Origin of the sequence: Coprococcus sp. HCN-4056, from assembly GCF_037892645.1 — a bacterium.
In the GTDB taxonomy this organism is placed as follows: domain Bacteria; phylum Bacillota; class Clostridia; order Lachnospirales; family Lachnospiraceae; genus Coprococcus; species Coprococcus ammoniilyticus.
The window spans coordinates 1-14,495 of sequence record NZ_JBBKBL010000005.1; the positions used below are offsets into that span (position 1 = coordinate 1).

At 40.8% G+C, this 14,495-nt stretch carries 12 protein-coding genes and 1 other annotated feature; of the genes, 5 read left to right on the forward strand and 7 right to left on the reverse strand.

What is annotated here, in order from left to right:
• Positions 1-172: 172 nt before the first annotated feature.
• The 3 genes from WKT03_RS08425 to WKT03_RS08435 form a co-directional block, all read right to left on the reverse strand.
• A complete protein-coding gene (locus WKT03_RS08425; RefSeq protein WP_117808663.1) occupies positions 173-871 on the reverse strand; it encodes a CvpA family protein in 699 nt (232 codons plus the stop codon).
• Positions 868-2,142: a DUF5711 family protein gene (locus WKT03_RS08430; protein WP_118616189.1), complete on the reverse strand. Its 1,275-nt coding sequence runs from the start codon at positions 2,140-2,142 to the stop codon at positions 868-870. Before WKT03_RS08430 ends, WKT03_RS08425 begins: the two co-directional genes overlap by 4 nt.
• 70 nt (positions 2,143-2,212) lie before the next feature.
• Entirely contained in the window at positions 2,213-3,475 is a 1,263-nt protein-coding gene (locus tag WKT03_RS08435) for a LysM peptidoglycan-binding domain-containing protein (RefSeq protein WP_340391546.1), read from the reverse strand.
• 232 nt (positions 3,476-3,707) lie between these two features.
• On the opposite strand from WKT03_RS08435, the gene yyaC reads away from it, so the two are divergent.
• A complete protein-coding gene (gene yyaC / locus WKT03_RS08440) occupies positions 3,708-4,283 on the forward strand; it encodes a spore protease YyaC (RefSeq protein ID WP_021943380.1) in 576 nt (191 codons plus the stop codon).
• Here the strand turns inward: yyaC and WKT03_RS08445 are convergent.
• Positions 4,262-5,377: a hypothetical protein gene (locus tag WKT03_RS08445; protein WP_117822879.1), complete on the reverse strand. Its 1,116-nt coding sequence runs from the start codon at positions 5,375-5,377 to the stop codon at positions 4,262-4,264. The genes yyaC and WKT03_RS08445 overlap by 22 nt on opposite strands.
• A gap of 271 nt (positions 5,378-5,648) precedes the next feature.
• On the opposite strand from WKT03_RS08445, the gene WKT03_RS08450 reads away from it, so the two are divergent.
• Entirely contained in the window at positions 5,649-6,059 is a 411-nt protein-coding gene (locus WKT03_RS08450) for a CBS domain-containing protein (RefSeq protein ID WP_117808666.1), read from the forward strand.
• A 72-nt stretch (positions 6,060-6,131) separates the two neighbouring features.
• Here the strand turns inward: WKT03_RS08450 and WKT03_RS08455 are convergent, their stop codons facing one another.
• Both WKT03_RS08455 and WKT03_RS08460 read right to left on the reverse strand, forming a co-directional pair.
• The gene (locus tag WKT03_RS08455; protein ID WP_118675614.1) at positions 6,132-7,793 is read right to left on the reverse strand and encodes a 2-isopropylmalate synthase; all 1,662 of its coding nucleotides are present in this window, start codon (positions 7,791-7,793) and stop codon (positions 6,132-6,134) included.
• A 108-nt stretch (positions 7,794-7,901) separates the two neighbouring features.
• Positions 7,902-8,140: a binding site (T-box leader), on the reverse strand.
• A 135-nt stretch (positions 8,141-8,275) separates the two neighbouring features.
• Positions 8,276-8,425, reverse strand: a complete 150-nt coding sequence (locus WKT03_RS08460) for a hypothetical protein (protein ID WP_021943377.1) — start codon at positions 8,423-8,425, stop codon at positions 8,276-8,278.
• 229 nt (positions 8,426-8,654) lie between these two features.
• On the opposite strand from WKT03_RS08460, the gene WKT03_RS08465 reads away from it, so the two are divergent.
• Positions 8,655-9,329, forward strand: a complete 675-nt coding sequence (locus WKT03_RS08465) for a uracil-DNA glycosylase (protein ID WP_118675613.1) — start codon at positions 8,655-8,657, stop codon at positions 9,327-9,329.
• A gap of 138 nt (positions 9,330-9,467) precedes the next feature.
• Here the strand turns inward: WKT03_RS08465 and WKT03_RS08470 are convergent, their stop codons facing one another.
• On the reverse strand, positions 9,468-10,124 hold the full coding sequence (locus WKT03_RS08470) for an HD domain-containing protein (RefSeq protein WP_021943375.1): 657 nt from the start codon (positions 10,122-10,124) through the stop codon (positions 9,468-9,470).
• 367 nt (positions 10,125-10,491) lie between these two features.
• On the opposite strand from WKT03_RS08470, the gene WKT03_RS08475 reads away from it, so the two are divergent.
• Together WKT03_RS08475 and WKT03_RS08480 are read left to right on the forward strand one after the other, a co-directional pair.
• On the forward strand, positions 10,492-12,639 hold the full coding sequence (locus WKT03_RS08475; protein ID WP_118675612.1) for a Tex family protein: 2,148 nt from the start codon (positions 10,492-10,494) through the stop codon (positions 12,637-12,639).
• A gap of 133 nt (positions 12,640-12,772) precedes the next feature.
• Positions 12,773-14,494, forward strand: coding sequence for a polysaccharide pyruvyl transferase family protein (locus WKT03_RS08480; RefSeq protein WP_173784140.1), 1,722 nt, complete (start codon positions 12,773-12,775; stop codon positions 14,492-14,494).
• Position 14,495: the final 1 nt, after the last annotated feature.

Consider the following 14,495-nt stretch of genomic DNA (forward strand, 5'->3'; position numbering starts at 1 on the left):
ACTTTCCAGATGAGAATCATCATGAAATCATTTGTCGTTGTTTGTTGCTGTCTCGAACAGCAACTCTGATATACTAACACATATCGTTAATGTTTGTCAACAACTTTTTTCGATTATTTTCAATCTTTTTTTGTTGCTCAAGCTGTTCTCGCGACCAGCAAGTGATACTATACTAAATCTTTTCCAAGATGTCAACTATTATTTTCAAAAAAATATCTTTTTTGTAAAGCCATGCCAAAAGCGGACTTTCATCGATCATCTGTATGACCTGATATGCCCAGCTAAATGTTGACAACAGCGTCACAATCCCCATAAAGATCCAGACAATCAGGATTCCCTGTCCGGCACCAAATATTGCACCTCCGGCTTTGTTAATGCTTTTTACGATTGGTATATAGTTTGCAACATCAAGCACCATAATCAATATATGAAGAAGAAGCAACAACACCAGGAGTGTAAGCACATAGGAAATTCCCCGCATTACCATCGCTGTTAAAGACTTTGCAATATAACTGCATACATTATCCACCCCACTCTCCAGGAACGTTTCTCCGTTGCAGTTTGCAATCAGCCAGCCTTTCACATTATCCGGAAGGTCCAGATTTTCTATCGTATCAATCTCTTCATTTCTTGTTGCCGTCTTTGTTTCTTCCGGCAGTTCAAATTTTTCTATGATTTTCTGTTCTATGACATCATCCAGAACGGTATACTGACACAACAGTTTATTCACGCCAGGATATAATATAGCAGTAAGAAGAACTGCCAGCACAATTCCTATCGCGCTGGCAGCACTTTTAAAAAAGCCTTTTCTATATCCACGAAATACCAGTAGCAAAATAAATGCCAGAATTCCGAGAACTAACAGATTCATTTTTTCTCCTTTTCGTTCTTTAACTTTAATTTGATCACCTGGGTTTCATTTTCAAATATCGCAATATACTCCAGCTTATTTTTGGATGGCACAATATTGATCAGATTCTTATTAAAGGTCGTTGCAAACTTTCTTGCTCCATTCAGATAATAAATACTGCAGTCGAATTCCCCCGAAATGATAAGTTCATCATCTGTTGCATATATATTGGAAAATGAATTGTTATAATCCGTTTCTGCTGTCAGCTTACCACTCATATCATAGATATAGATATGGTATCTGTTGTCACTATCTTCGTTATCTGCCGTGATATAACCCAGATATTTTGTATTTGCAAATACACCAAGCATCTCACGGTTCTCCAGATCGATCTCCGCTTTTTCACTTGGTTTTTCAGACATGGCGTATACAACGATCTTATTATCACCAAAACAGACAACTGTGTCATTGTCTACAAAATCTATGTATGGAAATATGGTGTCATCAAAGGTAAAGCCACCCATCAGACGATCCGCATTCTCATTCTGTCCCACAGATCCGAAATTATAGGCTGCAAGATAATCCGGCACAGAAGTCCCGTCTACCTTCACATAACTGGTAAATAACTTGGCTCCGTCATCTGATATTGCAATATCCAGCGGATACCCACTGTTCTCGATCGATGTCTTCATCTCATATATACTCTTGCTGTCTTTATCGTAAGCATTGATATAATTTTCTTTTTCTCCCGACAGGATCACTACATAAACGCCCTGTGCTGCCACGTCGATATTGGTAATATCATAGTTCAGTGTCTGGTTACTGACCTTACCGGATTTATTAAATACATACACATCTCTGCCATTCAGATCTGCAACTGCAGCATAGTCTCCATTTACAACTACCTGCGGCATCTTCATGGAATAGCTGCAGTCCCAGACAGTATTACCACTCTGATCAATATAGGATACTCCATCCTTTGTTACCTTCAGGACATTATCACTGAACAATACATAATTGGCTATATTATCTCCGGATGTCTCGGTAGATGTCACCACGTCATATGCTCTATATTCTCTTGTGCTGATGTATCTGCGCACGGATACGATCGTTACCGCTGCAATTAATATCACAAGTAAAAGGATCAGCAGCTTTAATCTTCCTGACATTCCTGGTGTTACTTCTATTATGTTGCTGTCTGTATCCTGTGTCCTGTCCTGTTTTTCAAAACGACGTTTCCCAAAAGCAGGTTTTCTTTTTTTATTCAGTTCTTCAGTTGTTTCTTTTGTCATACTATACCTCTATATTATCTGCAATTTTAAATAAGAGTTTTTCTTTTCACATGTGGACAGTATATCATTTTTAGTTTACAGATGGAATAGCTATTTTTTCCCCCGGATAGATTGTATCTCCTTCTTTAATTCCATTTGCATTCATCAGGGCATCCACATATTCCGGAGACTTGTACATCTTGATCGAAATACTCATCAATGTATCTCCTTCTTTAATCGTATAATACTGCAGAATTCCCTCTGCCATTGTCTCCTGGGTATTTTCCTGAGTATTGTCCTGTGAAGTTGTCTGTTCCGTTGTTATCAGACTCTCTGTATCCGGTTGATCTACCTGCGTTTTGTTCTGTGCCCCATTTGATCCTGTTACTCCTGCTTTATCTGTGCCGGCAGACTCTGTCTGCGTTTCCGTAACAGCCGATGTTCCGGCAGTCGTACTGTCTATATCTTTTGTATATATTGTCTGTTCTGTGTTGCTGTTTGAAAATACTTGTACCTCGGAATCTCCATTTTCCAGTTCCATTTTTCGGATCGTAGATTCGATGTTCTTCATTTTATCATAGTTTCCGGATACAGCAACTCCCATGGATAGTACAAATAAAGCTGCAAAAGAGGCTACTGCATACCGGACATAGGTGCGGTTCTTTTTTGGTTTTTCAGGTGTGTCACCGCGCATGGCGCGGAAATTCTTTACAAGCTCCGCATCCTTCCGTACTGCTGCGTTCTGCTTGTCCTCACAGGACATATTCTTACGGCTGATAATGTAGCTCTGCATTGCTTCATTTCTGACATAATAAATATAGTATCCACGTTGCCGCATCAGCCGGTTCTTCTCACATACATAAAAGGCATCATCACATTCCAGAGAATCCATAACAAACAGTACCTTATCTCTTCCCCGAAAATTTTCCAGATGAAGTCTGGTAATCTTGTCATTGATTTCTGTTGAAAATCCCATCCTGGATAAAAACCATCCCACAACTGACAGATTTTCAAAATATTTATTGATATCCGCATAGAGCTTGCTCCAGATATGATCATCAAATTTAATCTGTTCTACATCAAACTCCAGATTCTGTGCTTCTACCGCTCCACTGATGAACAAGGTCTCTGTATCCCCGTCTTTAAAATATTCCCCAAGCAGGATCGCACCGCGGGAGGTTGTATTTCCCGGCTCTGCAATCTTGCGAAGAAATGTCATTACATAATCTTCTATGTATATCTTCTTTTTATCCGGGGCATTTCCTATCTGTCTGATATTCTTTGGCATTCTGTAGTGACCATCATTTTTTGCATTTTTTTCTGCTGTCGCCTTGTCATATACAATCTCTATCATGATAACACTCCCCATTCTTTTATTTACTTTCGTTCTATCGAAAGTTCTCTATTTTGAGATTAATTCTGATAATAGCATTCCAGATAGCCTGTACTTATCAAATTTTGTCAACAGATCCTTCAATCCATATTTTTTCTTTTTTATTATTTCGACATTTTATTTTTCAGCTTTGTGTAAACTTTATCAATCCTGGTAATACTTTATAGTAAGATACATTTTCTGGAAGGTGTTTATGAATATCAGCAAAAAACAAACGAAACGAAAAACTGAATATTTTGATCCCAGCCGTAGCCATACCTGTAAAGCACTTGGGGATAAGATCATAGAAATGATATATGAAATGGATGGTGCTTCCAAGGATATCATCGTTATCTGCATCGGCACAGACCGCGCAACCGGAGATGCCCTTGGTCCTCTGGTCGGTGATTATATCCTGGCTCACAACACAACCTATCAGGTTGCAGGCACGCTGCAATACCCTGTCCATGCTTTAAATATCAAGGATACCATCGAACACATTTATGCGGACTTTGACAATCCTTTTGTAATTGCTGTCGATGCCTCTCTTGGCATGTCAAAGGACATGGGACTGGTCACGCTCACCAACTCCCACCTTTTTCCCGGAAAAGGCGTAAATAAAAAACTTCCGGCAATAGGCGATATGTCCATTACCGGAATTGTGAATCTGTCTGGTCATACCGGAGCAAATCTTCTCCAGAATACCAGATTATATACAGTTAAACAAATGGCAGAATACATCGGAAAGGCTTTGATCTATGCCGATCATCATCTGTCATCTCCCTTATAAACTTTGATAGCCTCAGATACTGTACTTGCTGATCCTTCTTCCATAATTGAGATCAGATCAGATAATTTCTCTTCTGTACAAAAATCCTTTCCGAGATATGTTTCATATTTGTTCGTGATCATAAGCTCGTATTCAGATATCTTCTTCTGCGTATCACCGAAATCATTTTCCAGTGTATCACGTTCGGATTTCAACCGGTCCAGTTTCTCTTTTCTGCGTCCGGTAATCTCATCCGTAATCAACTGCTTGGTTTCTTTCTCGAATGTACGAAGCGCATCCAGTTTTTCATCACTGATCACTCCACCTGCATCCTCTAATTCCTGAATCTTTTTATCATATTTACCCAATCTGTAAATACTCTCATCCTTATCCTTTGCAATTGAATTCTTGATCGCTTTTACAGCCTTCTCATTGGCTATGATCTTATCGCGGGTTCTTCTTCCCTCCCGGATCAAATCCCTATGTTTCACCTTTGTCAGGTTAAATACAATAAAATAAATAATAAACTCAGCAATTATGATCAATGCTGCAATCAATACGCACATTGCAGTATGACTTCCTGTCTTAAACTTTGTATTCATCAAAACCGCTATCACTGCTGCAGGAATTCCTCCACATGCAACCAAAAGAATTACAAACAGCTCCAGAAATTCGCTCATGCCTTTTGGGGAAAACAGACAATAATACATCTTCGTATTACAAAACGGCGGAACATGGTTCTTTTTGAATAAGGTCTTGATAGTCGCATTCAGCTGACGATTCTCCTCCCGGATATCTGCCGTCTCCTTATTGATCCTATCTTCCATTCTCTGGCTTTTCTTTTTATCCTTCTTCGTCTGCACTTGACGGATCTTGGAATTATTTACATCGATCTGTCTGTCATAGCTTGCAGCGATCTGTTCTTTTCTTTTCTTTAACGTGGCACTGATCTCATCGCCGGTCGCCCGTTCTTCCCGGACGATTGCCCGTTTATTCTTCTTCTGGAGCAGTTTGATCTCCTCCAGCTTATCTTTTAAATCTTCTAATTCGGAGATTGTATCACGTGCTTCGATCAGGTATTCCTGATCTTCATCATATACGTTATCCGCAGCCATAGTTTTCCTCCTGTCTGTAAATGTACACGCACAAGCCTGCACTATATTTATTTTAACAAATAACCCCTTATTAAACAACCAGAAGTTTTTTCTCTGGTTTCTCTGTAATCTGTCACACTTTTTTCAAACAAAATTAAGAGAATGTAAATTGCAAACCGTGTCCACTTCTTCTATAATAGAAAAAACAACTACCGGTACAACAAAAACAATACCGGCAGATATGACTTTTAAACAGCATATATTTTACATAAAGGAGGATTTAACCTGACCTATGAATATTTTATTTTTTCTGACTCCCAAGAGCGAGGTTGCATTTATAGAAAATACATTTACTTTAAGACAGATTCTTGAAAAGATGGAGATCCATCGATATTCAGCAATCCCGATTCTGTCGGGTAACGGCGAATATGTCGGAACAATCACCGAGGGTGATATTCTCTGGTTCTGCAAGAAAGCCGGATTAAACCATCTGTCCGAATCTGAAGATATCCATCTGTCCGACATTCCGAAAAAATTCGAATATGCCTCCGTATCAATCAACTCAAACATGGAAGATCTGATTGCCCGTGCAATGGCACAGAACTTTGTTCCGGTAGTCGACGACCACAACAAGTTCATCGGTATCGTAACCCGAAAAGATATTATCGGCTACTGCTATAAAAAGCTGAGCCAGACTTCATAGTCTTTTTTCAAAAAAATTAAAAAGCCATCCAACCGATACTATTATTATACCGGCTGAATGGCTTTTTATTTATTATAACACGCCTGTTCTGTTGATTGCTGAGATTAAGGCATATACAGATGCATCAATAATATCATCCTTAATGCCTGCACCCCAGGTAACTGTTCCATCTTTTCCTTCCAGACCTACATAAGCGACTGCCTGTGAGTTAGAGCCAACCTGTAATGCATGCTCCTCATAGCAGATGATCTTGAAGTCAATGTCAAAATGCTTTTTAATTGCATTGCTGACAGCATCCAGACGTCCATTTCCTTTACCATGATATACTTTCTTCTCACCATATTTCATGATCGTGATCTCCGTTGAGATTCCATCGCCCTGCACAAAATGGCATTCTAACATCTGAACCGGGCCTTCAATATTGACATATGTACGCTGGAAAATATCCAGTACTTCTGCAGCGGATAATTCTTTATGTGCCTTATCGGATACATCTTTAACTGTGTATCCAAGGTCTTCACGGAATTTGGCCGGAAGATCAAAGCCATACTTGGACTGAAGAATATAACCGATTCCACCCTTTCCTGACTGACTGTTGATACGGATAACATCTCCGTCGTACTTTCTTCCGATGTCTTCCGGATTCAGAGGCAGGTATGGTACTGTCCACATGCCGTCTCCCTGATCTTCTCTGTACTTCATACCCTTTGCGATCGCATCCTGATGAGATCCTGAGAATGCCGCAAAGACTAATTTACCTGTATATGGAGAACGCTCGTATACATGCATATTTGTCACGCGCTCATATAATTCTGTCAGCTTTGGAATGTCGGACAGATCCAGTTCAGGATCTACTCCATGTGTGAACATGTTCATCGCAAGTGTGATGATATCTACATTACCGGTTCTTTCACCATTTCCAAATAAAGTTCCCTCGATTCTGTCTGCACCTGCAAGAATACCAAGCTCCGCATCTGCTACGCCACAGCCACGGTCATTGTGCGGATGTAAGGACAGGATAACATTTTCTCTGTCAATCAGATGTTCGCTCATGTACTCGATCTGACTTGCATATACATGTGGCAGTGACATCTCTACGGTTGCAGGAAGGTTGATGATAACCTTACGATCCGGGGTAGGCTTCCATTCTTTAATAACTGCATTACATACTTCCAGTGCATAATCGATCTCTGTTCCGGTAAAGCTCTCCGGTGAATATTCAAATGGATAGTTCACTCCATGTTCTTCTGCCATCTGATTCAAAAGTTTTGCTCCATCGACAGCAAGCTGTAAAATCTCTTCTTGGGATTTCTTAAATACCTGTGTTCTCTGTGCATAAGATGTTGAATTATACAGGTGAACGATTGCATTCTTTGCGCCGTCAATTGCTTCAAATGTCTTCTTAATAATATGTGGTCTTGCCTGTGTCAGTACCTGAATGGTTACATCATCCGGTATCATATCCTTCTCGATCAGGGTACGGCAGAACTCATATTCTGTTTCTGATGCTGCAGGGAAACCGATCTCGATCTCTTTGAAACCGATTCGTACAAGTTCCTTGAAGAACTCCAGTTTCTCATCCAGATTCATCGGAACGATCAGTGCCTGATTTCCATCTCTTAAATCTACACTACACCAGATCGGTGCCTTATCAACGTATTCCTTTTCTACCCATTTTGTAGACTTTTCCGGCGGCATATAGTAGCCTCTTTTGTAATGCTCAAAATTCTTCATGTTTAACCTCCTGTTTCTGTTTTCTGTATAAGCTCCTGTAACGGCTTTTGTTCTCCGATTCATATATTACATAAAATATGGCAATAAAAAAACCTACATCTCATCACCTATAGAGACGTAAGTTATACGCGGTACCACTCTATTTCATACATGTTGTATGCTCTCGTTACAGATACAGATAGAATCTCTTATATCCTCCTGCTATAATGGTCAGGTTCCATCCCATCCTACTTCCTTTCAGCGGGCTACTCTGAGGCGAGTTCAAATCTGTTCCACTGTTGTCTCACACCAACCGACAACTCTCTGAATGCTTCATAGATTCTACTATTCCTCTTCATCGTATTATCTGTATCGACTTTAACACAGTGTCTCGCTGTCTGTCAACCCCATTTTTACAGAAAAACTCCGTCATGAAAAGATCTGCAAAAAATATGCACGCGGCAACTGTTCTTCCTGTATCCGCGTGCATAGGATTGTCATTCCTACCATACAATATGACGTTTGTTCTTCAAGAGACAACCGCCTGATGCGATCATCAATATACCGGATGCAAGTCCAAGCACCAGAACCACTACGCCTAATGCAATATTTATTGCGCCTGAAGTTTTCATTGTCTTATATGCTTTCTCCATTTTCAGCACCCCTTCTGCAAAAATTTCATTTGAAAAGATGATACCACAAAGTCTCTCACCTGACAATGTTTCAGAGTAAAATTACACCTTAAAATTTACATTAAATATTCTTTATGTTACACTATTTTTAAAAATGAACACATATGCTATTCTTTTTATTTTCAGAATGCAGAATGTCGTCTCGAAATGAAAAACGTATCCTATACACTATAGATAAGGAGTCTGAATTATGCCAGCTATTTCAAATGACTGGGCTGCGGAACTGAAGCCCGAATATAAAAAAAAATATTATAAAGAACTGTTTAATTTTGTCGGACATGAATATGCCACAAGAGAGATCTTTCCTCCTGCCGATGATATATTCAATGCGTTCCATCTGACACCATTATCAAAGGTCAAATGTGTTATCATCGGTCAGGATCCTTACCACAACGTAGGGCAGGCGCATGGTCTGAGTTTCAGCGTAAAGCCGGGTGTCGACATCCCGCCTTCTCTTGCTAATATCTATCAGGAGCTTCACGATGACCTTGGCTGCTATATACCCAATAATGGTTATCTTGTCAAATGGGCAGAGCAGGGTGTCCTGATGTTAAATGCTGTTCTGACCGTCCGGGCGCATCAGGCAAATTCCCATCAGGGACATGGCTGGGAACAATTTACAGATGCCTGTATGGAGATCTTAAACCGCCAGGATCGTCCGATCGTATTCATCTTATGGGGATCGTATGCACAAAAAAAAGCTTCGATGTTAAACAATCCGAATCATCTGATCTTAAAAGCTCCGCATCCAAGTCCGTTATCTGTCTATCGTGGTTTCTGGGGAAGCAAGCCTTTCAGCAAAACGAACAACTTCCTGACCGAGCACGGTGTTGAACCGATCGACTGGCAGATTGAAAACATATGACAATAAATCTGCCAAGCAAATAAGCAACGTGTCTGTATAAAGACAACGCTGCTTATTTATTTGGCAGATAAACAGATATGCGCAAGAAGGGCGAATAGCTGTACGATTTCGAAAGTCCGACGGACAGAGAAATCGGTATTATTGAATTGTCTCCCGCTTCTTGTCCAGTTCTGCCTGAACAACAGCAAGTTGTTCGATAATTTTATCTTTTAACATAGATATCTCGGAAGCATAGTTCTCTCCCAGATTGTCTTTTACCTGTTCTAACCGGTCAAGGATATCGGTATAAGTCTGATTTACTTTTCTCTGGATCCATTTGCGATTGGATACAAAAAGGATAGTTCTTAGATTATGCAGTCTGTCTGCAAGTTTGATCATGACCACCTGTGCCGGGGCGTGGTCAAATAGACGTTTTGAATAGTCAGAGAAGGTCTCTCCTTCAAGTTTACTTAATAAATATACATGATCCCTGATATCCGTACCAAAGATCTTTTCAATATCTTCAAATGTACAGTCCGTATCTTCTACCGTATCATGCAATAACGCAACTACAAGTACAGTTTCATCCTCTACATGGCATTCGTCCTTTAATATATGGTAAACGCCAAGAATATGTTCATCATAATACGGCACTTTGCCATCTCTTCCAAGACGTGTCTGCCCCTGATGACATTGCCTGGCAAATGCCATTGCAGTCTTCACGCAATCTGCTTCTGCTGCTTCTGTCTGACAGCCACATTCTTCTATATAAGAAATTGTTTCATTCCTGTCTGCTGTATTTGTAAAACCCTGCATGTTCTGCTCCATTCTGTACCTTAACTGGTATTTAATATGATATAACCGGACATGTCCACCCGCACCTTGTATCTATTTCAGTATAACACAGCCGCCCATATCTTTCCAGCAAATCTGTCATTTTATAGATACTTCATTTTTTCATCTGCTTCGTTTTTCTGTCTTGTACTTTTCCATAATTTGTCTGTCTCCAAGCTTGAATCCTGCCGGAATTTCGCATATACTAGATTCTGCTTTCCCGTAATATTCAACTATATAATGTTCCAACCTGTCCGTGCGGGTTGCAACAAGCGGACTTGAACGCACAATATATATGTCATTGCCTGTTACGGTGAATGATACAAATTAAGAAAGAGGTTTCACGATTATGGATATTATTTTGAAAATCAGTCAGGAACTTATGTGCCGGCAGGAGCAGGTAGCTGCTGCCGTTAAATTGATAGATGAGGGATGCACGATCCCTTTTATTGCAAGATACAGAAAGGAAGCTACCGGTTCTTTAAACGATGAACAGCTTCGTACTCTGGATGAACGGCTCACTTATCTCAGAGGACTGGAAGACCGGAAGGAAAAGGTCCTCGCTTCGATCGAAGAACAGGGCATGCTGACCGATGAACTAAAGAAGTCAATTCTGGCTGCTGAAACACTCGTTGCAGTGGAAGATCTGTATCGTCCTTATAAACCAAAGAGAAAAACGCGTGCGACAATCGCACAGAGCAAAGGTCTTACCGGACTTGCCAACATCATCTCCCTTCAGATGACAAATAAGCCGATTCTGGAGGAAGCACTGGCTTATGTATCCGAGGAGAAAGAAGTCCACTCTGCAGAAGAAGCCATCGCCGGAGCTATGGACATTATTGCAGAATCTATTTCAGATAATGCTGAATATCGTACAGAAATCCGAAGCCTTACAATGGACAAGGGTATTTTAATGACAACTGCCAAGGACCCGGAAGCAGAATCCGTATATGAAATGTATTATGATTTCAGCACACCCGTACGCAAAATGACCGGATACCGTACACTTGCGATCAACCGTGGAGAAAAGGAAAAATTTCTCTCTGTTAAGATTGAAGCACCAGTTGATGAGATCACCGGTTATCTGATCCGTCAGGTGATCGTACGCGACAATCCAAATACAAATGACATTTTAAGGAACACTATAACTGACAGTTATGAACGTCTGATCGCACCTTCTATTGAGCGCGATATTCGAAGCAGTCTGACAGAAGCTGCTGAAGATGGCGCGATCAAGGTATTTGGCAGCAACTTAAAGCAGCTTTTAATGCAGCCACCGATCAATGGTCATGTGGTTCTCGGCTGGGATCCTGCTTTCCGTACCGGATGTAAGCTGGCAGTCGTTGATGCAACCGGAAAGGTGCTCGCCACTAAGGTTATTTACCCAACTGCCCCTCAGAACAAAGTGGAAGAATCCAAGAAGATCTTAAAAGATCTGATCAAGAAATATCATATTTCCCTTATCTCAGTTGGAAACGGTACTGCTTCCCGTGAATCCGAAGCGATCATTGCAGATCTTATCCATGAGCTGGATACAAAGATTCAATATGTGATCGTAAACGAAGCCGGCGCATCCGTCTACTCTGCAAGTAAACTTGCAACAGAAGAATTCCCGAACTTTGATGTAGGCCAGCGTAGTGCTGCTTCAATCGCAAGAAGACTTCAGGATCCGCTTGCTGAGCTGGTCAAGATCGATCCAAAAGCGATCGGTGTCGGTCAGTATCAGCACGATATGAATCAAAAGAAGCTGACAGAAGCATTAGACGCTGTTGTAGAAGATTCCGTAAACCAGGTCGGTGTCGATCTAAATACCGCTTCCGCTCCTCTGATGGAACATATTTCCGGTATCAACAAAACCCTGGCAAAAAATATCGTAGAATACAGAGAAGCAAACGGCCGTTTTAAGAACAGAAAAGAACTGTTAAAGGTTGCTAAACTTGGCCCGAAAGCATTTGAACAGTGTGCCGGATTTATGAGGATCACTGGTGGTACAAATCCACTGGACGCAACCTCTGTCCACCCGGAAAGCTATGAGGTTACTGAAACACTGATCCAGCATCTCGGTTATTCCATGGATGATCTTGCATCCGGTCAGTTAAAGGGCATTACAAAAGCAGCCGGTGATATCAAAGCACTCGCAAAAGAACTGGGTGTCGGAACAGTAACCGTCACCGACCTTGTAAAAGAACTGGAAAAACCAGCCAGAGATCCTAGAAGCGAAATGCCACAGCCGATCCTGCGTGGTGATATCCTTGAAATGAAGGATCTGAAGGAAGGCATGATCTTAAAGGGAACCGTCCGCAACGTAATCGATTTTGGTGCATTTGTCGATATCGGTGTTCATCAGGATGGTCTGGTGCATATCTCCCAGATGTCCGATAAATTCATCAAGCATCCATTGGATGTCGTCAGCGTCGGTGACATCGTAACGGTTAAGGTTATGAGCGTGGATCTTGCCAAGAAACGGATCCAGCTTACAATGAAAGGAATTAACTGATCGATTTCCCACGACAAATGTCTGATTCTGTCTTTTACGCTTGATTTATATATAATTATAAGATAAAATAAAACTATATGTGGCCTGTTAAGGTTTATAAATTACTTGTAAAGTTCAGGGAGGAACTATCGTTTTGAAGATAGGGATTATTTCAATAAATACACATACGAAAGCACTTAATTTTGCGTGTCCTTTACACACATATGCTTTCCAGCAATTTTTATCAGATCATGGCATCGAAAGTACAGTCATTGACTATATGCCTATCTACAATAACAAAGAATACGATCCGGTCTATCCTCTGCATTTTTATCTGCAACATGGCTACAACAAAGCTCTGACAGAAATAATGCCGGAAGGCCTTACAAAAGATGAACAAAAGGTCTGGACACATAAGCATAACCTGAAAATACTTACGATCAATAAATTTGCCAAGTTGTACACGATATGGCCAAAGCGGTATCAGAAATTTGAGAACTTTATCAATGCTCATTATATCCGCACCAAAGAAACCTATCACCATGACGATCTGGATGATCAGAAACTGGATTTTGACTGCTACATCTGTGCTACGGATGTTATCTGGCAGTACAATCCGGATAAAGGCTTTGACCGTGGATTTTTTCTGGCTGCCGAGCCTATGAAAAACGCTCCGAAGATCGGATATGCTGTCAGTCGTGGTGTCTTTAACGGCTGGACAAAAGAACAGGAAAAAGAATTTATCGAATATACAACGCCATTCGAGGCAATTGCTGCGAGAGAGTCAAGCTTTGCCGAACACATTCATGAACTGACGGGGAAAGATGTTCCGGTTGTACTGGATCCTGTATTCTTAAAGGATAAAAAATTCTGGCACGATATTGCGATCCCGCCCAGAAATCAGGAACGCAAATATGTCCTGCTCTACGCTGTAATGGAGCGTGCGATCGACTCCATCCAGAAGGCTCTGGCATTTGCAAAGGAAAAAGGTCTGGAACTTATCATTCTGTCCTCCTATGAAAGCAATGTCCATCTGCCAAAAGAAGGCGATTACAAAGTCATCTATAATGTTGGTCCGGATGAATGGCTTGGATATATAGAACAGGCAGAATACATCTTTACAAATTCATTCCATGCCTGTGCATTCTCGATCTTATTTGAAAAGCAGTTTTATGTTGGTGCAAGACATGGCGATAAAGTTGATACAATCTTAAAGACCTTTGATTTAGAGGATCGCCGTTTTACAAAAACCTATGACAGTACAAAATCAGCAAAACCGATCGATTATAGCAAAGTTGGTCAGCTTCTGGAGGAAAAACGAAAAGCCTCCGGTGATTTCATACTGAATGCGATCCATTCTGTTGAAAAGAAATACAATCTGGCAGATACGCATTTTAAGAAGGAACCATTTAACCTGATCTATGCTTCCTCTGCTAAGAATAAAAATCTTGTCTGTCGGTTATTTACTTTTGGATTGAACAAATCGATCCGGGAAAAATCGATTGAATTCCGTCCAAATGAGAAATATGACGGCAACGCAGTTGTAAAACTGGCAAAGAATCCATTCCGTTATAAAGGCTTTACCTTCCTTGGATGGTATTGCCGTACAACTTTTCACGGTATCTACAAATGGTACTGTACGGACGGACAGTTCCACACCGCAGCCGAGATTCTATATCATGATGATATCGAATTATGTCGTTTTCAGGATCAGGAACAGACGGATGCCTTTACAAGGAATCGTTTCCTGACCGGAAATTCATTCTTCCTGCAGGCGGTATGGCAAAATAATGAAAACGGACATATTATTCCGAATATCGAGCGAAGCCTGCGTGCCTCTTTCAAAGAATATATGGTACAGGCTCGTAAAAAATAAA